This window comes from Pseudarthrobacter sp. NCCP-2145 (assembly GCF_023708005.1).
In the GTDB taxonomy this organism is placed as follows: domain Bacteria; phylum Actinomycetota; class Actinomycetes; order Actinomycetales; family Micrococcaceae; genus Arthrobacter; species Arthrobacter oxydans.
Genome location: NZ_BRCG01000012.1, coordinates 26,539 through 48,708, shown reverse-complemented (window position 1 = coordinate 48,708; position 22,170 = coordinate 26,539). Strand labels below are relative to the sequence as shown.

Sequence of the window (22,170 nt, the reverse complement as noted above, 5' to 3'; positions counted from 1 at the left end):
ACGGCCGGGCAGGAGCAGCCTCCCGGCGGCCGCACCACCGCCAAAGGAATGAGGGCAATCCCCATGGGCTTCACCGAGATCTTTGTTGCCACCCACGACGCAGCACTGAAGCGTGCCGGCGTCCTTGACGGCGGCGGCAGCGCTCCCGCAGGTGACGCGGTCCGGATTCCGGACATCAGCGATTTTGAAGTGGAGCAGCTGGGCGACTTGGCCGGTACCGCCGTGCACGCCGGAGGAGCGGATTACGAACTGACCATGGTGGATGTGGGCAGCGATTCGCTCCTGGCCGTGCCCCCGGCCATGGTGCGCGCCCTGGCGGACCTGCTGTCCTATGAAACCGAAGGGGAAGGCGACATCCTCGAAGAGGTTGCCGAGCAGTGGGCCGCGCAGGATGACATGCCGTTTGGCGCTGCAGAGGCGCGGACGTACGTGCAGCGGCTCGCTGAACTCGCCGGCGGAATCGACGACTCGGAGCGTACCGGCCTGTACGTCTGGTCCGCCTGAGCTGATCCGGCCGGAACCTCCGGCCGGCGTCGCCCGTGTCACGCCGCGCCAAGTCGAAATCCTGGCGCTGATCTGGCACAATAAACAGGTACTCGATCTGCGTGGCCCCTCTCTCCGCGTCTGGATCCTGTCCTTCGAGCCCGCAAGTACGGCCCGCCCCACGGGTGCAGAACGCCGGGTTCACCCCCTTTTCTGAAACAGGAGTGACCACAACAGTGGCCGTAAAGATTCGCCTTAAGCGCTTTGGCAAGATGCGCGCACCGTACTACCGCATCGTCGTCGCGGACTCACGCACCAAGCGTGACGGCCGCGCCATCGAAGAGATCGGCAAGTACCACCCCACCGAAGAGCCCTCATACATCGAGGTCAACTCCGAGCGTGCCCAGTACTGGCTGTCCGTCGGCGCCCAGCCGTCCGAGCAGGTCGCCGCGATCCTCAAGATCACCGGTGACTGGCAGAAGTTCAAGGGCCTGCCGGGCCAGGAAGGCACCCTGAAGACCAAGACCCAGAAGGAAGCCTTCGTTGCCCCGGAAAAGGGTTCCGTGATCATCCCGGAAGCCATCACCAAGAAGGCATCCAAGTCTGACGCAGCCGAAGCTCCCGCCGAGGCCGAAGCAGAGACCACCGAGGCTGAGTAGATTGCTGGCAGAAGCGCTGGAACACCTGGTCCGCGGAATCGTTGATTCCCCGGACGACGTCAAGGTCAGCTCCAAGAGCAACCGTCGCGGGGACACCCTCGAAGTGCGCGTTCACCAGGACGACCTTGGACGGGTGATTGGCCGCCAGGGCCGCACGGCGCGCGCACTGCGCACCGTAGTGGCAGCCCTGGCCGGTGGCGAACCGGTACGGGTCGACGTTGTCGACACCGACCGCCGCCGCTGAGCGCTCGGCACTATTCCGTTTTAGCTCCGGCCCCTCCACCCATGCGGTGGAGGGGCCGGAGTGCTTTTACCAGAGCACCGAAAACCACATCCAACACAGAGGAACACATGCAGCTTCAGGTGGCACGAATCGGCAAACCGCACGGCATCCGCGGCGAAGTGACGGTCCAGGTCCTGACCGACGCCCCTGGGGACAGGTTCGTGCCGGGCACCGAATTCGTGGTTGAGCCGGCGTCAGCGGGACCGCTCACCGTAAACAGCGCCCGCTGGAACAAGGACATCCTGCTGCTGGGCTTCGACGAAATTGGGACCCGCAACGAAGCGGAAACCCTCCGGGGTGCCAAGCTTTTCATTGAAACCGAGGAGCTGGACGAAGACGACGACGAAGGCTGGTACGAGCACGAACTCGTTGGCCTCGAGGCCAGAATCGGTTCCCGGGTGGTCGGCAAGGTCACCGCACTGAACACCATGCCCGTCCAGGACCTGCTGATGGTTACCACTCCGGAGGGCAAGGAAATCCTGATTCCCTTCGTGGAGCAGATCGTGCCCGAGGTCAATGTTGACGGCGGGTTCATCCTCCTCACGCCGCCGGACGGCCTCTTCGAGCTGAATGCGGAGGACGAAGCAGCCGCTTCGGAGCCGGAGGAGAAAGACTAAATGCGGATCGACGTCGTCAGTATTTTTCCCGAATACCTGGCACCGCTGGAACTGTCCCTGATCGGGAAAGCCCGCCAGGACGGGATCCTGGACCTCCGCGTCCACGACCTCCGCGCCTTCACCACGGACAGGCACCGCACCGTCGACGACACGCCCTACGGCGGGGGCGCCGGCATGGTGATGAAGCCCGAACCATGGGCGCAGGCCCTGGAATCCATCGCAGCCGACCGCCCGGAGGGATCGGGCAGGCCTGTCCTGATCGTGCCGTCGCCGGCGGGGGAGAGGTTCACCCAGGCGCTGGCCTACGAGCTGGCCGAGCAGGAGCACCTCGCGTTTGCCTGCGGACGCTACGAGGGCATCGACGAACGCGTCATCGAGTGGTCCCGGGAGCATTTCGACGTCCGCCCCGTCAGCCTGGGTGACTACGTCCTCAATGGCGGCGAGGTTGCGGTGCTGGCCATGGTGGAAGCCATCGGACGACTGCTGCCGGGCGTTGTAGGCAACCCCGAGTCCCTGGTGGAGGAATCCCATTCTGACGGGCTCCTGGAGTACCCCGTCTACACCAAGCCCTCTGTGTGGCGCGATCGCGAAGTGCCTGCCGTGCTGCTGAGCGGGAACCACGGCAGGATTGCGCAGTGGCGCCGCCATGAACAGTTCCGGCGGACGGCGGAACGCCGCCCCGACCTCCTCGAAGCGTTCGACGCCGGGAAGCTGCCGCGTGCCGACCGCACCGAACTGCAGGACCTGGGATACGACGTCGTGAACGGCCGCCTGCGCCGCCGGCCCGGCGCTGAAGGCACCCCGCAGGACTAAGGGGCGTCATGCAGACATGGCAGGCAGCCTGGGTGCGGGCGCTGCGGGATTGGCTGTAGACCCCGCAGTGTGGCAAAATTAGTCCTTGTGTCTGCTGGGTCCGCACCTGCCACAGGGGGAGCGCAACCAACAGCTAAGGCAACCGGCCTCATCAACCAGTGAAGTGGCCGGACCACTTACCTTTCGGCGGAGATCCCCGGTGCGCCACGAGCGCCCCAGGTTTTGCTGCCGTGACCCAAAGTGAATGACCTGTGGCGTTCACCAGGAGTGCAATTATGCATATTCTCGATTCCCTCGATGCAGCCTCGCTGCGTACCGATGTTCCCGAGTTCCGCGCGGGTGACACCCTCAAGGTGCACGTGAACATCATCGAAGGCAAGAACTCCCGTGTCCAGGTATTCCAGGGCTTCGTCCTGGGCCGCCAGGGCGACGGCGTCCGTGAGACCTTCACGGTCCGCAAGGTCTCCTTCGGCGTCGGTGTGGAGCGTACCTTCCCGGTTCACTCCCCGATCATCGACAAGATCGAGGTCGTCACCAAGGGTGACGTCCGCCGCGCGAAGCTTTACTACATGCGCGCACTGCGCGGTAAGGCTGCGAAGATCAAGGAAAAGCGCGACTTCAGCACCGCCAAGTAAGTCCTTTCGGACCTGCAGAGGCCGGGCCGCAGCCGTATCCGGCCAGCGCCGGAGCCATTCAGCACCAGCGCCCAGGATACGGACCATGGACCACACAAAACGCCAGCCCCGGAAAATGGGCTGGCGTTTTGCGTTCCTGGCCGTCATCCTGGCCGTTGCGGTCAGCGGACTGGTCCGATCTCTGTGGCTTGATGTCTACTTCATCCCGTCCGCGTCCATGGAGCCCGTACTGGAAGGCGGGGATCGCATCCTGGTTTCCCGGACCGACTTCCGCGCCGAGCCGATCCGGCGCGGGGACATCGTCGTCTTTGACGGCAGGGGCAGTTTCGCCCCGCTCAACAGCGGCAAGGGCCCCCTGGCGGACACCGCGACTGCCGTCACCCACTGGGTCGGCCTCACCGGCAGTGACACCACCTACGTCAAGAGGGTCATCGGGCTCCCCGGGGACTCGCTGGCCTGCTGTGACGGCGGCGGCAACGTGACGGTGAACGGGGAGCCCCTGGCGGAGCCCTACATCTTCAACGGAGATGCCCCCAGCACCCAAAGGTTCAGTGCCGTGGTCCCGGATGGCCGGCTGTGGCTGATGGGGGACCACCGCTCCGTCTCGGCCGATTCGCGAAGCCTGCTCGGAGCCCCCGGCGGCGGCATGGTCCCGCTGGACAGGGTGATCGGCAGGCCGGTCCAGATCATCTGGCCGCTTGATAGATTTGCTTCAGTACCCCGTCCGCCTGCAGGACCAACAACAGAGAACGGACAGTAGATGCCCGAGAACCACGCGCGGACTCCCGAACCACGCCACGAAGGCGCTTCGGACGTTCCGGCCGATGCCGTTCCCGGGACTTCGGCCCAGGGTCCTGGCGCGCCTGCGTCCGGCGCCTCGGGCAGCCGCGCCGCCGCCAAGTCTGCGGCGAAGCCCGCCGGCAGCCCCGTCTTCGCATGGTTGAAGGAAGTGGCCACGGTGGTGGTGATCGCCGTGGTCCTGTCCTTCCTGATCAAGACCTTCCTGTTCCGTGCGTTCTTCATCCCGTCCGAGTCCATGGTCAACACCCTGGAAGTGGACGACCGCATCTTCGTCAACCTCCTGGTCCCCGAGCCGTTCGCGCTGAACCGCGGCGACGTCGTGGTTTTCCGGGATACCAAGGGCTGGCTCCAGCCCGCCCCCGAACAACCGCAGGGCCCCTTCACCTGGGTCCAGGACGGGCTGACGTTCGTTGGCCTGCTGCCGGACAACTCCGAGCAGCACCTGGTCAAGAGGGTCATCGGGCTCCCGGGTGACCACGTGGTCTGCTGCGATGCCGGCGGTAGACTGACCATAAACGGGACCGCCATCAACGAGAGCTACATCAATCCGGCGGAAATCCCGCAGATCCGCAACTTCGACGTGACTGTCCCCGAGGGCAAGGTATGGGTGATGGGAGACAACCGCAACCATTCCGCCGACTCCCGCGCCCACATGGACTCCGACGGGGGATTCATCGACATGGCCGACCTCGAGGGCAAAGCCGCCGTCATTGCCTGGCCGCTGAGCCGGTTCACCACCCTGGGCAACTATCCCGACGTGTTCCGCAACGTACCGGCGGCGCCCTGACCATGCCCGCCGCACTCAAGCCCAGGCCGGGTTCCACCAAGGTTCCCTCACCGGGGAAGGCACCCACCCTCCGGCACGAGCGGACCTTCAAGGCCCAGGGGATCCGGTACCTTGCCGGTGTGGACGAGGTGGGGCGCGGCGCGCTTGCCGGGCCCGTCAGCGTGGGCATCGCCGTCGTTGACCTGGAACGGCAGAAGCCCCTGGCCGGGGTCCGGGACAGCAAACTCCTGCCCCCTGCGGAGCGGGAACGCCTTGACCCGCTGGTCCGCCGGTGGAGCGTGGCGTCGGCAGTGGGCCACGCCTCAGCGCAGGAAATCGACTCCATCGGCATCATCGCCGCGTTGCGCCTTGCCGGAACCAGGGCGTGGCAGGAAGTCCTGTCTGCGGGCGTCCGCCCCGAGGCGGTGCTCCTGGACGGAAGCCACAACTGGCTCTCACCTGCCGGGCAGCTGTCCCTGTTCGACGAGCCGGTGGTGGAGGCCAGCTGCGACGCTCCCGTGCACACCAAGGTCAAGGCGGACATGCAGTGCCTGAGCGTGGCGGCTGCCAGCGTCATCGCAAAGGTTGAGCGCGACCGGATGATGCGGGAGCTCCATGCTGAGTTCCCTGACTTCGGCTGGGACGTCAACAAGGGCTACGCCACCGCACTGCACCGGGATGTCCTCCGTGCTGCCGGGCCCACGCCGTACCACCGGGTCAGCTGGCGGCTCCTTGGCGGGGAACTGGCTGACGAAGGCCTGGCGGACGGTGCAGGGCCTGCCGACGGGGACTGAGCCCCGCGCCGGACACCAGCCGCCCTGCCGATGGTGCAAGATGGAAGCATGAGTGCCGAGGATCTTGAAAACTACGAAACCGACATGGAGCTTCAGCTCTACCGCGAATACCGCGATGTCGTCGGGCTGTTCAGCTATGTTGTCGAGACCGAACGCCGCTTTTACCTGGCCAACCACGTGGACCTGCAGGCCCGCAGCGCAGACGGCGAGGTCTACTTTGACCTGACCCTGCAGGATGCCTGGGTCTGGGACGTCTACCGTTCCGCACGGTTCGTCAAGAGTGTCCGCGTCCTGACCTTCAAGGACGTCAACGTCGAAGAGCTTCCGCGCAACGAGGAGCTTGCCCTGCCCAAGGATGTCGACCTGGGCAACTAGCACCTTGCGCGGGCCCGGACTTCCCCTGCACAGCTGACTTTTCCTTCACAGGGCCTGCCGGCCCGGTTCATCCACATAGGGGACCGGCGTCCTGTTCTTCGCGTTCCAGCCCGTCCAGGCTGGTTGCGGAGGTAGACATGAAATCGAAAGACCTGCTGGGCCGGCACGGCGAGGACCTTGCCGCCGGATACCTGGAAACCCTTGGCATGCTCGTGGTGGAGCGCAACTGGCGCTGCACCGAGGGTGAAATAGACATCGTCGCGCTCGACGGCGATGCCCTCGTGATCGCCGAGGTCAAAACCCGCCGTACCCTCGATTACGGCCATCCGTTTGAAGCCGTTGGCCCGGACAAGCTGGCGCGGCTGCACCGGCTGGGGGCCGCATGGTGCCGGGACCGTGAGCTTCGGATGCCGCTGCGGCGCGTTGACGTCATCGCGGTGATTGACGACGGCGGCGGGTCGCCCCTGGTGGAGCACCTCAGGGGGGTGGGCTGAATGCCGCTGGGACGCACCTACTCCATTGCCCTGGTGGGGCTCAACGGCTACATGGTGGAGGTCGAAGCCGACATCGGCCAGACCCTCCCTGCATTCGTACTGCTCGGCCTTCCGGACGCTTCCCTTAATGAGGCCAAGGAGCGGATCCGGTCGGCGGCGAAGAATTCCGGAATTCCGCTGAGCCGCCGGAAGATCACCGCCAACCTCATCCCCGCCTCCCTGCCGAAGCGGGGATCCGGATTCGACCTGGCGGTGACCATGGCCGTACTCCGCGCCGCCAATGACATCAAACCCACCGGGCGGACGGTGTTTATCGCAGAGCTGGGACTCGACGGCCGGCTGCGCCCTGTTCGCGGAATCCTGCCGGCGGTGATGGCCTCGGTGCAGGCCGGTTATCCGGACATCGTTGTGGCGCAGGCAAACCTGGCGGAGGCATCGTTGGTTCCTGATGCCAACGTGCGGGGGTACAGCACCCTGGCCCGGCTGGCGCTGGAATTCGGGGCGGATCCCCAGGAGCTTGCGCTGGATTTCGAACCAGAGGACACGGACAGCCCCGGGGACGCAGGAGTGGAGGCCGGCACTTACCCTGACATGGCGGATGTCTCCGGCCAGGGGGATGCCCGGCGCGCACTGGAAGTCGCAGCTGCCGGGGCCCACCACCTCCTCCTGACGGGTCCTCCGGGCGCGGGCAAGACCATGCTGGCGGAACGCCTGCCCGGGCTCCTGCCGGATCTTGGCGACCATGAGTCCATGGAGGTCACGGCCATCCATTCGCTGTGCGGACTGCCGTCTTCCCCTGTGCAGCTCCTCCGGCGGCCACCCTTCGAAAGTCCGCACCACTCGGCAACCGCGGCAGCCATCATTGGGGGAGGCTCGGGGCTTCCCCGGCCCGGAGCCGCCTCCCGTGCCCACCGCGGAGTCCTGTTCCTTGACGAGGCACCCGAGTACGAGCGCCGCGTGCTCGATGCCCTCCGCCAGCCCCTGGAAAGCGGTGAACTGGTGATCCACCGGTCAGCAGGAACCGCTGCCTACCCAGCAAGGTTCCAGCTGGTGCTCGCCGCCAATCCCTGTCCCTGCGGCAAGGCCTCCGGCAAAGGGCTCGACTGCACCTGCACGCCCATGATGCGACGGCGTTACCTGGCCAGGATGTCCGGTCCGCTCCTCGACAGGGTGGACATCCAGCTTCAGGTGGAACGGGTTTCGCTGGCCGACTTCGGACAGGCAGGGGCTGAGGAAGACACGGCAACAGTCGCACGGCGGGTGCTGGGCGCACGGTCCCGGCAACGGGCGCGGTTGGCCGCCTACGGGCTGGAAACCAATGCGCAGATCCCCGGCCGCATCCTCCGGGGCGAGCTTCGGCTCCCGCCGGCAGTGACACGCATCCTGGATCATTCCCTGGAGCGCGGCGTCCTCACGGCGCGCGGCTACGACAGGGTGCTCCGGCTCGCGTGGACCCTCGCCGACTTGGGATACCGGGAGCAACCGGACATCAACGACATCGGCCAGGCGCTGGGGCTTCGGCAGGCGACGGCGGCCGCAGCATGAAGGAGGCAGCCATGGATTCGGGCATCGAGCGGCGTTCCCGAGCCGCACTCTCACGCCTCATGGAACCCCAGGACGCGGCCGGCCTTGCGCTGGTGCAGGCGGCCGGGGCAGTGGATGCCCTGCGGATCGCCACGGGGCAACTGTCGGCCGGCCCCGAGCTGGAGCGGGAGATCACCGCGCTGCTCTCGGACGGGGGCCCTGGCACCAGCTGGGCAGGGTTGGCCGCTTCCCTGAAACGCTGGCATCCCCGGATACCGGATCTGGCCCCCGAGCGGGACCTGGCAACCATGGCGCGGCTGGGCGGCCGGCTGATCATTCCGTCGGACGAATTGTGGCCGGTCCAGCTGGCTGACCTTGGAATCCAGGAGCCGATCTGCCTCTGGTGGCGGGGCCAGGAACAGCCGCTGCCCGGAGCAGCGACATCCATAGCCCTGGTTGGCTCGCGGGACAGCACCAGTTACGGCGCCTCCGTCACCGGCGATCTTGCCTTCTCGCTGGCCCAGCGCGGCTTCACCGTGGTGTCGGGAGGGGCCTACGGGATCGACGCGCATGCCCACCGGGCCGCCCTCGCCGGAGCGTCCGGTGCGGTCCCCACCATTGCTGTGATGGCAGGGGGAGTGGACCGGTTCTATCCTTCGGGGAACGATGACCTCTTGCGGGCGGTATCCAACCAAGGCGCTGTCCTGGCCGAGGTTCCGCCGGGCTCCGCTCCCACCCGTTATCGGTTCCTGCAACGTAACCGCATCATTGCCGCCCTGTCCGCCGTGACCGTGGTGGTCGAGGCCAGGTGGCGGTCCGGGGCGCTCAACACCGCCCATCACGCCGAGACCCTTGGCCGGGCGGTCGGGGCTGTTCCGGGGTCGGTACACAGCGCCAACTCGGCCGGATGCCACCGGCTTCTGAGGGACGGCGGCGCCGTCTGCGTGACCGATGCTGCCGAGGTAGCCGAGCTGGCCGGGCCGAGCGGCTCCGCCCTCCCTGATCCCCGCCACGGGCAGGCCGCGGTGCAGGACGGGCTGACGCTGGAGGATCTGATCCTCCTGGACGCTCTTCCCCTCCGCTCCGTGACATCGGTGGAAAAACTCTCGGTGGTGGCCGGCCTGGCCCAGGAGTCGGTGCGGGCCGGGCTGGGCCGGCTGGGCCTGCTGGGCCTCGCCGTCCCGGAACGGGGAGGCTGGAAACGCGGCAAGGCAACAGGCTGACGCGAATTGCCCGGCAGGTACGGCCGCCCCGGACCTGAGGCGCAGGCGCCGGGCGGCGCGACGCGTGTCAGCCAATAATTTCCCCACCGCAGCTGAGAGAGTAGACGGGTGGATGATGAGGGATTGCCTGCGGAGCTCGGCGGGGCGCTTGACGCCTTCGCGCAGTACCTGTCCGCCGAGCGCGCAGTCTCCCCCCATACTCTCCGCGGATACCTGGGTGATGTCCGCAGCCTCCTGTCCCACGCTGCGTCCGAAGGCGCGGTCCGGCTCCAGGACCTGGAACTCGGAACCCTCCGGCGCTGGCTCGGTGCCCAGAGCCAGGAGGGCGCGGCGCGCAGCACCCTGGCCCGCCGGTCCGCCGCTGTCAGGGTTTTTACGGCCTGGGCCATGGCGGAGGAACGTATCACCACCGATCCCGCCCTCCGGCTCAAGGCCCCCAAGCGCGAACAGTCCCTGCCCGGGGTACTGCAGGCCGGACAGTTGACCCGGCTGCTGTCCACCCTTGAAGAGGCTGCGGCCGAGGGTGCCCCGCTCGCCCTGCGGAACCGCGCCATCGTGGAGCTGCTCTACGCCACGGGAGTCCGGGTGGGCGAACTGGCCGGGCTGGACGTTGATGACCTGGACCCGGACCGGCGGACTTTGCGCGTCATCGGCAAGGGCAACAAAGAGCGCACTGTTCCGTACGGTGTTCCGGCAGCCCTGGCAGTGGATGACTGGCTGCGGCGCGGCAGGCCACTCGTTGTCCGGGACAACAGCGGGCCGGCCCTCTTCCTGGGCGTCCGGGGCGGAAGGGTGGACCAGCGGCAGGTCCGCGCCATGGTCAACGACCTTTTCGCGGGGCTCGGCGACACCTCCGCGTCAGGCCCGCACGCGCTCCGACATTCGGCGGCCACGCACCTGCTGGACGGCGGAGCCGATCTGCGCGCGGTGCAGGAAATCCTCGGGCACAGCAGCCTGGCCACCACCCAGATCTATACCCACGTCTCGGTCGACCGGCTGCGCAAAAGCTACCAGCAGGCGCACCCGAGGGCGTAAGTCCGCGTGACGGGAATCGCACTGGCGTAATTTGGTGCGGTACGGCACAATAAGAATCACGTCCGGCAACTTTCAAGTCCCGCTTGAAGCTAGCAGCTTCCTGCGTCACGGTAAGCCCGGACACAGCTTTATCTGATACATCTGAATACGCAGGCAGGAAACACAGCCGCAGTGAAGGCACGGCAGTTTCATCCAGGCAGAGGTCGTTGGGGAAGACGTACCTAGAGCTATGGAGGATGGAATGTCTGTTGCAATGACCCGCGGTGTGCTGTTCGTTCACTCGGCCCCTACGGCTCTGTGCCCCCACGTTGAGTGGGCCATCGGATCTGTCGTGGACAAGCGGACGGACCTTGAGTGGACCCCGCAGCCTGCCGCGCCCGGAATGTTCCGGGCCGAGTTGTCCTGGACCGGTGCCCCCGGCACGGGATCGCAGCTTGCGTCGTCCCTGCGGGGATGGGCGCATCTCCGCTATGAGGTCACCGAGGAGCCAAGCCAGGGTGTCGACGGCGGCCGCTGGTCCCATACCCCTGAGCTGGGCATCTTCCACGCCGTCACCGACGTGCACGGCAACATCATGGTGTCCGAGGACAGGATCCGGTACGCCTACGAGTCGGGCGCCGGCGACCCCGCAGCCGTCTACCACGAGCTTTCCCTTGCCCTCGGCGAGGCCTGGGACGAGGAACTTGAGCCGTTCCGGCACGCCGCCGAAGGCGCACCCGTCCGTTGGCTCCACCAGGTGGGCTGACCGCCGTCGACCTGATTTTTCCATAGCAAAGAGGAGGCCCCGCCGAATCGCGGGGCCTCCTCTTGTAGGAGCTATAACGTCCTGACGGTCAGACGCTGCGGACCGCAATGACGGCGTTGTGGCCACCGAAGCCGAATGAGTTGCTCAGCGCCACGATGTTGCCTGCGGGCAGGTCGCGGGCCGAGGTGACGACGTCGAGCGGGATCTCCGGGTCTTGGTTTTCCAGGTTGATGGTGACCGGTGCCTTCCGGTCGTAGACAGCAAGCACAGTCAGGACGGCCTCAACGGCACCGGATGCGCCCAGGAGGTGGCCCATCTGGGACTTCGTTGCGGAGACGGCGACGTTGTCCACATGGTTTCCCAGTGCAGCGCGGAGGGCCGTGTATTCAGGTTTGTCTCCCACCGGCGTTGACGTGGCGTGCGCGTTGACGTGCACCACATCCTCCGGCTGGATCCTGCCATCGAACATTGCGGCCTTCAGTGCGCGGGTGGCACCCAGGCCTGCGGGGTCGGGGGCGGTGATGTGGTAGGCGTCTGCGGTGACGGATGTTCCAGCCAGTTCACCGTAGATGCGCGCCCCGCGGGCCAGGGCGTGCTCCTCAGCTTCGAGGACCAGGGCTCCGGCGCCTTCACCCATAACAAAGCCGTCGCGGCCCGTGTCGTAGGGGCGGGAAGCGCGTTCCGGCTCGTCGTTCCTGCGGGAGAGGGCCTGCATGGAGGCGAAGGCTGCGAGGGGCATCGGGTGGATGGCGGCTTCGGCGCCGCCGCACATGACCACGTCGGCCTTGCCTGAGCGGATCAGGTCGAGCCCGAGGTGCAGGGCTTCGGTGCCGGACGCGCAGGCGGAAACAGGGGTGTGGGCGCCGGCGCGGGCGCCGAGGTCCAGGCTGACGGCTGCGGCAACGCCGTTGGGCATCAGCATGGGAACGGTCATGGGGAGGACCCGGCGGGGGCCTTTTTCCTTGAGGGTGTCCCAGGCATCAAGGAGCGTCCAGACGCCGCCAATACCCGTGGCGAAGGCGACTGCCAGCCTGTCCTTGTCAAAGTCGGTGATGCCGGAGTCAGCCCAGGCTTCACGGGCTGCGATGACGCCGAACTGGGTGGACGGGTCCATCCGCTTGGCCTCGACGCGGCTGAGCACGTCCAGGGCCGGGGTGCTGCAACGCGCGGCGAAATGGACGGGAAGCTCGTACTTGGCTACCCAGTCGTCCTCCAGGGTGCGGGCACCGGAGACCCCCTTGAGCGCGTTGTTCCACATCGTGGGTACATCGCCGCCGATGGGCGTGGTGGCACCCAGACCGGTAATGACTACTTTGCGTGTCATGGGATCACTCTTTCGTCGGTGGGGAATCCGTCTGCCGGAGGTCCCGCGTATTGATGATCGGCACACTGCTTCAAGCAACAACGCTGCCGGGGACAACGCCCGTAGGGGGACTGCCGCGTGGTGCAGGTACCGGAAAATGCGGCGGGCTGCCGGTCCGGTCGTCCGGACCGGCAGCCCTGCCATGCCGATTGAACGGCGGAAGCCTTGGCTAGGCCTGTGCTCCGGCGATGAAGCTGACGGCGTCGCCGACGGTCTTGAGGTTCTTGACCTCTTCGTCCGGGATGCGCACGCCGAACTTCTCTTCGGCGTTGACCACAATGGTCATCATGGAGATGGAGTCGATGTCCAGGTCCTCGGTGAAGGACTTGTCCAGCTCCACGGCCTCGGGGGCCAGGCCGGTTTCTTCGTTGACGATTTCAGCCAAGCCGGCCAGGATCTCTTCGTTGCTAGCCATTGATGGCTCCTTTTCTTGTATTGCCGGCAGGGGCTGCCGGAAATGGTTCAGGACGCGGTTGCGGCCTGTTGGGGCGTTCCTAAGGAAGGACAACTACCTGTGCGCCGAAGACGAGCCCGGCCCCGAATCCGATCTGGAGGGCCAGTCCGCCGCTCAGTTCCGGCTTTTCGGCCAGCAGGCGGTGGGTGGCCAGCGGAATGGACGCTGCAGAGGTGTTCCCTGCATCGGCGATGTCCCGTGCCACTGTAACCGTCTCGGGCAGCTTCAGCTTCTTCACCATCTCGTCGATGATGCGCATGTTGGCCTGGTGGGGGATGAAGGCCACCAGGTCGTCGGCCTGTACACCGGCTGCGTCCATGGCCTGCTGGGCCACCTTTGCCATCTCCCACACGGCCCAGCGGAAGACGGTCTGGCCGTCCTGGCGGAGGGTGGGGTACAGTTCCTGGGCTTCCTCGAGCAGGGCAAGGTCCCCTGTCGAGTCCGACTGGCGGGCAGCCATGCCAAGGTCGCGGACATCCAGCATGGAACGGGTCATGCCGATGGCGTCCCACTTGCTGCCGTCCGACCCCCAGACCGACGGTGCGATTCCGGGAGTTTCGGAGGGTCCAATGACGACGGCGCCGGCACCGTCCCCGAGCAGGAAGGAGATGGTTCGTTCACGGTTGTCGATGACGTCCGACAACTTTTCAGCGCCCACCACCAGGACGTATTTCGCGGCGCCTGAACGGACCAGTGCGTCCCCCTGGGCGATGCCGTAGCAGTAGCCGGCGCAGGCTGCGGAGATGTCAAAGGCGGGTGCCGGGGTGGCGCCCAGGCGGTCCGCCAGGGCGGCCGCGGCAGACGGCGTGGCGTAGGGATGGGTCACGGTGGAGACGATGACGGCGCCCAGGTCCGAGGCCTGGATTCCAGCCTTCTCCATCGCCTCGCGGGCAGCGCCCTCGGCCATGTCGATGACGCTGACCCCGGCCGGGGCCCGGTGCCGGGTCACGATGCCGGTGCGCTGGCGGATCCATTCGTCGGAGGAATCGATCCACTGGCACACGTCTTCGTTGGTGACGATGACGTCCGGCCGGAAGGCGCCCAGGCCGAGGATCCGGGTGTGCTCCTGAATCGGGGCCTGTTTCAGTGTGGGAACGCTCATGCGTTGCCCTCCAGTTCTGCGAAAAGCGCCAGGGCGGCGGAAAGGTCGTCCGGGGTTTTGACCGCGACGGTTTTGACGCCGGGCATGCCCCGCTTGGCGAGCCCGGCAAGAGTGCCGGCAGGAGCAAGTTCAATGACGCCGGTGACGCCCCGCGCAACCATCGTCTCCATGCACCGGTCCCAGCGGACGGGACGTGACACCTGGGCGATGAGGCTCCCGACGGCGGCGTGGCCGTCAGTGACTTCACCGCCGTCGTAGTTGGACAGCAGCGGCACCTTCGGCGCCTGCGGCTTCAGCTGGGGTTCAAGCGCCTTAAGGGCACTGACTGCGGGAGCCATGTGGCTGGTGTGGAAGGCGCCGGCAACCTTCAGGGGGATGACCCGGGCCTTTGCCGGCGGGTTGTCGGCCAGGGCCTTCAGCTGGTCAAAGGTTCCTGCGGCAACAGTCTGTCCCGCGCCGTTGACGTTGGCTGGAGTGGCGCCCGAGGCCGTGATGGCTGCCAGGACGTCGGCGGGGTCGCCGCCCACCACTGCGCTCATGCCGGTGGGGGTGACGGCAGCAGCTGCAGCCATGCTGTTGGCCCGCTCGCGGACGAACGTCATGGCCTCCTGCTCGGTGAGTACGCCTGCGAGGGCGGAGGCGGTGATTTCACCAACGGAGTGGCCTGCCAGGATGACCGGAAGTGAGCTGAGCTCAACATCGAACAGGGAAGCGGCCGCAACAAGTCCGGCGGCCACGATCAGGGGCTGCGCTACGGCGGTGTCCTTGATGGTTTCTTCGTCCGAGGTGGTCCCGTGGGCGATCAGGTCAATGCCTGCGATGTCGCTGAGGGCGGCCAGCTGGCCTGCCACCGGGGGCAGTTCCAGCCAAGGGGCCAGAAAACCCGGGGTCTGTGAGCCCTGTCCAGGGCAGACTATTGCAAGCACGTATCCAGCTTTCCAAATTACTGTGTGATCCAGCGGTGTTTGTCCGCACCAAGCTCACGGGGTCAGGTTGTAGGAAGTCTACAACGCGTCAGGGCTGATTCCGGGACGGCTGGCGTTCGGCCGCAGCTTTCGGTGGCGCCGAAAGACGCCCCACAACGAGTGCGGCCTGCAGCACGAAAGCCTCCCTCGGCAGGAGTGGATCCCACCCCGTGACGTCGCAGACGCGCTTCAAACGGTACCGCACGGTGTTCGCGTGAACGAAGAGTTCCCGCGCTGTCGCCTCCAGTGAATGCCCCAGCTCCAGGTAGGTGCCGAGGGTTTCGACGAGCCCGTTGGATGCCGCCAGGAGGGGGCGGTAGATGTTCTTGACCAGGGACCGGCGGGCGGCGTCGTCCCCGGAGATGACCCGTTCAGGCAGCAAATCGTCGGCAGCCACGGGCCGGGGGGCCGAAGGCCACGCCCTGGCCGCGGTCAGGCCGGCAAATGCCGACTGGGCGGAACCGCTGGCCTCCAACAGCGAACCGGCCTCGGGGCCGTACACCACAGGGCCGGGAGCAAACATCTCGCTGAGCTTCACATATGCGGTTTCCCTGTCCTGCACGCCGCCCAGGATGAGGATGAGCCGGTCGCCCTGGATGCCCACCAGTGCGTCCTCCGCGTACCGGCCGGCCATCCGGCGCAGCTCGCTGACGTAGCTGGCACTGGGCTCCGAAGGGGAGTTGCCCACCATGACCGTGAAGCGCTCCTGGGCCTTCCAGCCAAGCGCCGCGATCCTGGAGCGCAAAGCGTCCGTGTTCTCGCCGCGCAGGATGGCGTCCACAATCAGGGCCTCGAGCCGGGTATCCCAGGACCCCCGGGATTCCGCGGCACGCGCGTAGACGTCCGCCGCAGCGAAGGCAACTTCCCTCGAGTAGCGCAACACGGCTTCACGGAGGGACGGCTGGTCGGCCTCCGGTGCAATGACCGGTACCTGGTCCTCCACCACCTCCACCACGATCCGGATCAACTGCAGCGCTTTCTGCAGGCTGATGGAGCGGGTCAGTTCGGTGGGTGCTGTTCCAAAGACGTCCGTCAGGATCCATGACGGAGAGCTGGGCCGCTCGTACCATGTGACAAAAGCCGCTATGCCGTTCTGTGCCACCATGCCCAGCGCCGAGCGCTCGTCCGAGCTGAGGCGGCTGTACCAGGGCAGCGACTTTTCCAGCTCGCGCATGGTGGTGGTGGACAGCTGGCCCACGTTTGCCCGCAGTTTCTTAAGGGTCTCCGACTTCTCCGGAGTAACCCCCGGAGTGGACGGTTTGCGCTTGGCGGACGGGGTGGCAGGTGCTGGCATTCTTTGAGCATACGGGCAGCGTCCCGCAACCTCCATTTGTGCAAAGGCTACAATCCACATTGCCCTGCGTCACATGGCCCCTGGGCCTTAACGGACGACGGCGGCCCCCGCCTTGTGGAGGGGGCCGCCGTCGCGTCTTTACTTAGGAGACAGGCTAGGCTTCGCCGCCGGCGTTGCCCGTGGTGCCCGCATTGACGTTGTGAAGCCTGTACTTCTCAATCGCCTTGATCGGGGCCTGCGTATCCACCTCGCCGCGGCGGGCGAGCATCTCCAGTGAACGCACCACGATGGAGTGGGTGTCGTTCTTGAAGAAGCGGCGCGCTGCGGCGCGGGTGTCGGAGAAGCCGAAGCCGTCGGCACCGAGGGTGGCGAATTCGTTGGGGACGAATTGCCGGATCTGGTCGGGGACGGCCTTCATGTAGTCGGACACGGCGACGACGGGTCCGGTGGCCCCTTCGAGCTGCTGGGTGACGAAGGGGACGCGGGCGGGTTCGCCGGGGTTGAGGAAGGCTTCCTCCTCGGCGGCGAGTCCGTCGCGGCGCAGTTCGTTCCAGGAGGTCACGGACCAGACGTCCGCGGAGACTGACCAGTCTTCGGCGAGGATCCGCTGGGCTTCGAGGGCCCAGGGGACGGAGACGCCGGAGGCGAGGATCTGGGTCCGGGGACCGTCGATCTTTGCCGGGGCGAGCAGGTAGATGCCCTTGATCACGCCCTCGACGTCCAGTTCCTCGGGTTCGGCGGGCTGGGTGATCGGCTCGTTGTACACCGTGAGGTAGTACATCAGGTTCCGGTCCTCCGAGTCCGGCCCGTACATGCGTTCGAGGCCGTCGCGGATGATGTGGCCCATTTCGTAGCCGTAGGCGGGGTCGTAGGTGACGACGGCGGGGTTGGTGGAGGCGAGCAGGGGGGAGTGGCCGTCGGCGTGCTGGAGGCCTTCGCCGGTGAGGGTGGTCCGTCCTGCGGTGGCGCCGATGATGAAGCCGCGGGTCATTTGGTCTGCTGCGGCCCAGAAGGCGTCGCCGGTGCGCTGGAAGCCGAACATGGAGTAGAACACGTAGACCGGGACCAGGGGCACGCCGTGGGTGGCGTAGGCGGTGCCGGCGGCGGTGAAGGCTGCCACGGCGCCGGCTTCGTTGATGCCGGGGTGGATCAGCTGGCCCTGGGCGGATTCCTTGTACGCCAGGACCAGGTCGCGGTCCACGGAGAGGTAGTTCTGGCCCTTGGGGTTGTAGATCTTCGCGGTGGGGAAGAACGCGTCCATGCCGAACGTGCGTGCCTCGTCCGGGATGATCGGGGCGATGTGCTTGCCGAAGTTCTTGTCCCGCATCAGGTCCTTGAGCAGGCGCACGAAGGCCATGGTGGTGGCGGCCTGCTGTTTGCCCGAGCCGCGTTTGGCGACCTCGTAGGACTTGGCCTCGGGCAGGGTGATCTCGGCGTGCTTGGGCCGGCGTTCGGGAACGGACCCGCCCAGGGCCGCGCGGCGCTCCATCATGTACTTGATTTCCGGGGCGTCCGTGCCGGGGTGGTAGTACGGCGGCTGGTACAGGTCTTTTTCGAGCTGTTCGTCCGTGACGGGGATCCGCAGGTGGTCGCGGAACTTCTTCAGGTCATCCAGGGTGAGTTTCTTCATCTGGTGGGTCGCGTTGCGGCCCTCGAAGTGCGGTCCGAGGCCGTAGCCTTTGACGGTTTTGGCGAGGATGACGGTGGGTTTGCCCTTGAATTCGGTGGCTGCCTTGTATGCGGCGTAGACCTTGCGGTAGTCGTGGCCGCCTCGTTTGAGGTTCCAGATCTGGTCATCGGTGAGGTCCGCGACGAGGTCCTTGGTGGCCGGGTCCTTGCCGAAGAAGTGTTCGCGGACGAACCCGCCGGATTCTGCCTTGTAGGTCTGGTAGTCCCCGTCGGGGGTTTCGTTCATGATCTTCACCAGGGACCCGTCGGTGTCCTTGGTGAGCAGGTCATCCCATTCCCGGCCCCAGACGACCTTGATGACGTTCCAGCCCGCGCCTCGGAAGAACGCCTCGAGTTCCTGCATGATCTTGCCGTTGCCGCGCACGGGCCCGTCCAGGCGCTGGAGGTTGCAGTTGATCACGAAGTTCAGGTTGTCCAGGTTCTCGTTCGCGGCGAGCTGGAGCAGGCCGCGGGACTCGGGCTCGTCCATTTCACCGTCGCCCAGGAACGCCCAGACCTGCTGGTCGGAGGTGTCTTTCAGGCCGCGGTTGTGCAGGTACCGGTTGGACTGGGCCTGGTAGATCGCGTTCATCGGCCCGATGCCCATGGACACGGTGGGGAACTCCCAGAACTCGGGCATCAGGCGCGGGTGCGGGTAGGAGGACAGAGCGTGTCCTTCCTTGGACTTTTCCTGCCGGAACCCGTCCAGGTCCTCCTCCGAGAGCCGGCCTTCCATGAACGCCCGGGCGTACATGCCGGGGGAGGCGTGGCCCTGGAAGAAGACCTGGTCGCCGCCGCCGGGGTGGTCCTTGCCGCGGAAGAAGTGGTTGAAGCCGACCTCGTACAGGGTCGCGGCCCCGGCATAGGTGGAGATATGCCCGCCCACGCCGATGTTCGCCCGCTGCGCCCGGTGCACCATCACCGCGGCGTTCCACCGCATGTACGCCCGGTACCGGCGCTCGTATTCCTCGTTGCCCGGGAACGGTGCTTCCTGGTCCACCGGGATCGTGTTCACGTAATCGGTGGTGGTCACCATCGGCACCCCGACGCTCTGCGCGCCGGCACGCTGCAGCAGGCTCCGCATGATGAATTGGGCACGCTCCGTGCCCTGTTCCCTGATCAACGAATCCAGCGACTCAACCCACTCGGCAGTCTCTTCCGGATCACGATCAGGCAGCTGGTTAGTCAACCCGCTGAGGATATGGGAGGTATCTTCTCCTGCAGCCACGTCCAACCTCTCTTTGCGCGCATTGATGGCGCACTCAGGCCGGGCAGGGTGACCGCCCGGCGTACATACGCCGTGTGCGACGTATCGGTTACAACAGCCCGGTCATGTGTGCCGGGCAGGGTCCTAGCATTCCTACGTCTGCATTGGAGTTACAGGGTTGTTGCCCCGCAGGCATAGTTGTCACCTGCCACTCTAACTCTGTCCCCAACGCGATGCGTAGCCGCGGGTTGGGCGGCCCGGTTGTATTTCGCCGTCATACTGGTTGTGTGACGAAAAGCCGCTGCGCTGCGGGTTGGCGGAACCTGGTGTGACGCAGAATATGCCACATCACGGGGGCGGCAGCTTGAAGCTCAGGCACAAAGGGTGTTGGCTGGGAGTAATGGAAATCACTATGCGCACCGCGCATAAAAGGCATTGGAGGTACACGTGAGCGAGGCCGACGCCGCCACTTCGGTAAATGTGGCGGAAAAATTGGGTTTCAAGAATGGGGATCTGATTCAGGAGTTCGGTTACGACGACGACGTCGATTTCGACTTGCGTGACGATATTGAGGACCTGACGGGTTCCGAGCTGCTGGACGAGGACGACCATGAAGTGGCGGACGCCGTCGTTTTGTGGTGGCGCGACGGCGACGGGGACCTCGTGGACAGCCTCATGGATTCGCTGACCACGCTAAGCGAAAACGGCGTCGTCTGGGTCCTGACGCCCAAGTCCGGAAGGACCGGATACGTCTCCCCGGCGGATATCCAGGAAGCGGCGCCGACCGCCGGACTGCACGTGACGACGTCGGCAGGCGTATCCAAGGACTGGAGCGCAACGCGGCTGGTGAGCAGGAAAAACAAGTGACGGCAGCGCTTGCCGCTGCCTCCGTTGCCGTCCCCGCCGTTGGCGCTCCGGCACCCGACTTTGAACTGGTCAACCAGTACGGCGAGCCGGTCAGGTTGTCCGCCTTCCGCGGCCAGAACGTGGTGCTGGTGTTCTACCCTTTCGCCTTCTCCGGCATCTGCACCGGCGAGCTCTGCGAAATCAGGGACAACCTGGCCCTGTTCGAAGACGGGAACGCAGTTGTCCTGGCGGTCTCCGTTGACAGCAAGTTCACCCTGCGGGCTTACGCCGAGCAGGAGGGGTATACCTTCGATTTGCTGGCGGACTTCTGGCCCCACGGTGCCGCAGCAAGCCTCTACGGTGTCTTCGACCCTGACAGTGGAATGGCGCTGCGGGGCACGTTCATCATCGATGCCGGGGGCACCATCCGCTACACCGTGGTGAACCCGCGCGGACAGGCCCGGGACCTCGGCGAATACCGCAAAGCGCTGGCCGGGCTGGATAAGGCCTGACAGGTTATGGCTGAGCAGCGGCATGGTGTGGGCCTCACGGGCTTTGCCAGCATGCCGCCCGTTCCTCCCGCCCTGCCTTCTTCCGATGAGCTTGAGGTCCTGGTCCGCATCAGGGACCTGCTGGCAGGGCGCCGGTTCGCCCTCCTAACCGGTGCCGGCCTCAGCACCGACTCGGGCATTCCCGACTACCGTGGGCCGGGATCGCCGCCGCGGACACCAATGACCTATCAGGAGTTCGTGAAGGCGGCTGCGAACCGCCAGCGTTACTGGGCGAGAAACCATATCGGATGGTCGCACCTCCGCCACGCTGATCCCAACCAGGGCCACCGTGCCGCTGCCGAACTGGAACGCCGTGGACACCTGACGGGCCTCATCACGCAGAACGTCGACCGGCTCCACCAGGACGCCGGCAGCGTCAATGTAGTGGACCTCCATGGCCGGTATGACCAGATAGTTTGCCTGGATTGCCGCCGGACCTACTCCCGCCGCCTGCTGGCAGGAATGCTGGAGGAACTGAACCCCGGCTTCATTGACCGGGCGAAGGAATCGGGCCTGGTGGAAATGGCGCCGGATGCCGATTCAACTGTTGAGGACCAGGCACTGATCAGCAGCTTCGTTGTTGCTGTGTGTCCCGCCTGCGGAGGAACGCTGAAACCGGACTTCGTGTACTTCGGGGAGAACGTGCCCAAGGACAGGGTTGAAACGTCCTACCGGATGGTTGACGACGCGGCGGCACTGGTGGTCGCGGGTTCCTCCCTCACGGTGATGAGCGGCCTCAGGTTTGTCAGGCACGCGGCGAAGGACGGCAAGCCGGTGGTCATCATCAACCGTGGGGCCACGCGCGGGGACGACAAGGCCACCGTCAAGCTGGAAGCCGGCGTCAGCGAATCGTTGACCTGGCTCGCCGCTGAGCTTCCGCCGGTTTAGCCGGGCGGCGGAACGGGCAGGGCGCGTGTGCCGATTCGCAATTTAGGCCTGTCGTCGGGTAGAGTCTATGTTCGTTGGTCAGGGCGCAGCAGCGCCTGGTCCGGCAATAATGGGTCTTTAGCTCAGCTGGTAGAGCGCCACGTTTACACCGTGGATGTCATCGGTTCGATCCCGGTAGGACCCACCGCAAACCCCGTAGTTTCCGCCTTCTGGCGGAAGCTGCGGGGTTTTTTGTTGCCCCGTTACTGCTGCCCCCTTTTTTTACTGCACAGTTTGCCCGCCTGCTGTCCCCCTCGGCGTGAATGTCGGCCCCCTGCCATAGCTTGCAGGCATGGAACACGTGATTCTGAGGACAGGCACCGACGGCAGGCCGACGGCGGTGCTCAGCAGTGGCAGGGAATGGGCCGTGGGTGCCGAACCGGTGAGGTGGTTCGAACGGGTCAACTGGTGGGAGACGCGCCGCCGTATGCCCAAGGGGCTCAGCAGGGTGGACGTCGAGGTCCTCCAGCTCCAGGTCCGGCTGGGAAGGAACGCTGGGTCAGCCCTCACCACCATGCTCCTTGAGAGGGACGGGCTGGGCGGGGG

The 22,170-nt window shown here is 66.0% G+C and carries 25 protein-coding genes and 1 tRNA gene; 20 read left to right on the top strand and 6 right to left on the bottom strand.

What is annotated here, in order from left to right:
• Window positions 1–63 precede the first annotated feature (63 nt).
• The 15 genes from NFU08_RS11980 to NFU08_RS11910 all read left to right on the top strand — a co-directional run bounded on the left by NFU08_RS11980 (window position 64) and on the right by NFU08_RS11910 (window position 11,247).
• The gene (locus NFU08_RS11980; protein ID WP_174178248.1) at window positions 64–504 is read left to right on the top strand and encodes a hypothetical protein; all 441 of its coding nucleotides are present in this window, start codon (window positions 64–66) and stop codon (window positions 502–504) included.
• Between the two features lie 215 nt (window positions 505–719).
• Entirely contained in the window at window positions 720–1,142 is a 423-nt protein-coding gene (gene rpsP, locus NFU08_RS11975; protein WP_104184819.1) for a 30S ribosomal protein S16, read from the top strand.
• A gap of 1 nt (window position 1,143) precedes the next feature.
• Window positions 1,144–1,386 (top strand): RNA-binding protein, encoded by a 243-nt coding sequence (locus tag NFU08_RS11970; protein ID WP_013601399.1) that lies wholly within the window; start codon window positions 1,144–1,146, stop codon window positions 1,384–1,386.
• A 107-nt stretch (window positions 1,387–1,493) separates the two neighbouring features.
• Entirely contained in the window at window positions 1,494–2,042 is a 549-nt protein-coding gene (rimM, locus tag NFU08_RS11965; protein WP_174178198.1) for a ribosome maturation factor RimM, read from the top strand.
• Window positions 2,043–2,855 (top strand): tRNA (guanosine(37)-N1)-methyltransferase TrmD, encoded by an 813-nt coding sequence (gene trmD / locus NFU08_RS11960; RefSeq protein WP_251423535.1) that lies wholly within the window; start codon window positions 2,043–2,045, stop codon window positions 2,853–2,855. It begins immediately after the preceding gene.
• Between the two features lie 275 nt (window positions 2,856–3,130).
• A complete protein-coding gene (gene rplS / locus NFU08_RS11955) occupies window positions 3,131–3,490 on the top strand; it encodes a 50S ribosomal protein L19 (RefSeq protein ID WP_066276805.1) in 360 nt (119 codons plus the stop codon).
• Window positions 3,491–3,575: 85 nt separating this feature from the next.
• The gene (gene lepB / locus NFU08_RS11950; RefSeq protein ID WP_251423532.1) at window positions 3,576–4,250 is read left to right on the top strand and encodes a signal peptidase I; all 675 of its coding nucleotides are present in this window, start codon (window positions 3,576–3,578) and stop codon (window positions 4,248–4,250) included.
• Window positions 4,251–5,078, top strand: a complete 828-nt coding sequence (gene lepB, locus NFU08_RS11945) for a signal peptidase I (RefSeq protein ID WP_251423529.1) — start codon at window positions 4,251–4,253, stop codon at window positions 5,076–5,078.
• Window positions 5,079–5,080: 2 nt separating this feature from the next.
• Window positions 5,081–5,851 (top strand): ribonuclease HII, encoded by a 771-nt coding sequence (locus NFU08_RS11940; RefSeq protein ID WP_251423526.1) that lies wholly within the window; start codon window positions 5,081–5,083, stop codon window positions 5,849–5,851.
• Between the two features lie 48 nt (window positions 5,852–5,899).
• The gene (locus NFU08_RS11935; RefSeq protein ID WP_056335405.1) at window positions 5,900–6,226 is read left to right on the top strand and encodes a DUF2469 domain-containing protein; all 327 of its coding nucleotides are present in this window, start codon (window positions 5,900–5,902) and stop codon (window positions 6,224–6,226) included.
• 137 nt (window positions 6,227–6,363) lie between these two features.
• Complete coding sequence (locus NFU08_RS11930) at window positions 6,364–6,720, top strand: YraN family protein (protein ID WP_066276799.1); 357 nt, start codon at window positions 6,364–6,366, stop codon at window positions 6,718–6,720.
• A complete protein-coding gene (locus tag NFU08_RS11925) occupies window positions 6,721–8,265 on the top strand; it encodes a YifB family Mg chelatase-like AAA ATPase (protein ID WP_251423523.1) in 1,545 nt (514 codons plus the stop codon). It begins immediately after the preceding gene.
• Between the two features lie 11 nt (window positions 8,266–8,276).
• Window positions 8,277–9,467, top strand: a complete 1,191-nt coding sequence (dprA, locus tag NFU08_RS11920; protein WP_251423520.1) for a DNA-processing protein DprA — start codon at window positions 8,277–8,279, stop codon at window positions 9,465–9,467.
• A 108-nt stretch (window positions 9,468–9,575) separates the two neighbouring features.
• Complete coding sequence (locus NFU08_RS11915; protein WP_174178213.1) at window positions 9,576–10,502, top strand: tyrosine recombinase XerC; 927 nt, start codon at window positions 9,576–9,578, stop codon at window positions 10,500–10,502.
• Window positions 10,503–10,743: 241 nt separating this feature from the next.
• Window positions 10,744–11,247: a DUF3145 domain-containing protein gene (locus NFU08_RS11910; RefSeq protein ID WP_066276789.1), complete on the top strand. Its 504-nt coding sequence runs from the start codon at window positions 10,744–10,746 to the stop codon at window positions 11,245–11,247.
• An 88-nt stretch (window positions 11,248–11,335) separates the two neighbouring features.
• On the opposite strand, the gene NFU08_RS11905 is transcribed toward NFU08_RS11910, so the two are convergent.
• The 6 genes from NFU08_RS11905 to aceE all read right to left on the bottom strand — a co-directional run bounded on the left by NFU08_RS11905 (window position 11,336) and on the right by aceE (window position 19,321).
• The gene (locus NFU08_RS11905) at window positions 11,336–12,571 is read right to left on the bottom strand and encodes a beta-ketoacyl synthase (RefSeq protein WP_174178217.1); all 1,236 of its coding nucleotides are present in this window, start codon (window positions 12,569–12,571) and stop codon (window positions 11,336–11,338) included.
• Between the two features lie 208 nt (window positions 12,572–12,779).
• A complete protein-coding gene (locus NFU08_RS11900; RefSeq protein ID WP_009359314.1) occupies window positions 12,780–13,025 on the bottom strand; it encodes an acyl carrier protein in 246 nt (81 codons plus the stop codon).
• A gap of 79 nt (window positions 13,026–13,104) precedes the next feature.
• A complete protein-coding gene (locus tag NFU08_RS11895) occupies window positions 13,105–14,166 on the bottom strand; it encodes a beta-ketoacyl-ACP synthase III (protein WP_174178219.1) in 1,062 nt (353 codons plus the stop codon).
• On the bottom strand, window positions 14,163–15,092 hold the full coding sequence (locus tag NFU08_RS11890; RefSeq protein WP_251423517.1) for an ACP S-malonyltransferase: 930 nt from the start codon (window positions 15,090–15,092) through the stop codon (window positions 14,163–14,165). The genes NFU08_RS11895 and NFU08_RS11890 overlap by 4 nt, the downstream gene beginning before the upstream one ends.
• Before the next feature lie 88 nt (window positions 15,093–15,180).
• Entirely contained in the window at window positions 15,181–16,425 is a 1,245-nt protein-coding gene (locus tag NFU08_RS11885) for a CdaR family transcriptional regulator (protein ID WP_174178223.1), read from the bottom strand.
• A 154-nt stretch (window positions 16,426–16,579) separates the two neighbouring features.
• Window positions 16,580–19,321, bottom strand: a complete 2,742-nt coding sequence (gene aceE / locus NFU08_RS11880; RefSeq protein WP_251423514.1) for a pyruvate dehydrogenase (acetyl-transferring), homodimeric type — start codon at window positions 19,319–19,321, stop codon at window positions 16,580–16,582.
• A gap of 426 nt (window positions 19,322–19,747) precedes the next feature.
• Here aceE and NFU08_RS11875 point away from each other — a divergent pair, with 426 nt between their 5' ends.
• The 5 genes from NFU08_RS11875 to NFU08_RS11855 all read left to right on the top strand — a co-directional run.
• A complete protein-coding gene (locus NFU08_RS11875) occupies window positions 19,748–20,167 on the top strand; it encodes a DUF3052 domain-containing protein (RefSeq protein WP_174178227.1) in 420 nt (139 codons plus the stop codon).
• Window positions 20,164–20,658, top strand: a complete 495-nt coding sequence (locus NFU08_RS11870; RefSeq protein WP_174178229.1) for a peroxiredoxin — start codon at window positions 20,164–20,166, stop codon at window positions 20,656–20,658. Before NFU08_RS11875 ends, NFU08_RS11870 begins: the two co-directional genes overlap by 4 nt.
• Window positions 20,659–20,664: 6 nt before the next feature.
• Window positions 20,665–21,585, top strand: coding sequence for an NAD-dependent protein deacetylase (locus NFU08_RS11865; RefSeq protein ID WP_174178231.1), 921 nt, complete (start codon window positions 20,665–20,667; stop codon window positions 21,583–21,585).
• 111 nt (window positions 21,586–21,696) lie between these two features.
• Window positions 21,697–21,769, top strand: a tRNA-Val gene (locus tag NFU08_RS11860).
• Between the two features lie 147 nt (window positions 21,770–21,916).
• A partial coding sequence (locus NFU08_RS11855) for a hypothetical protein (protein ID WP_251423511.1) occupies window positions 21,917–22,170 on the top strand: 254 nt, incomplete at its 3' end.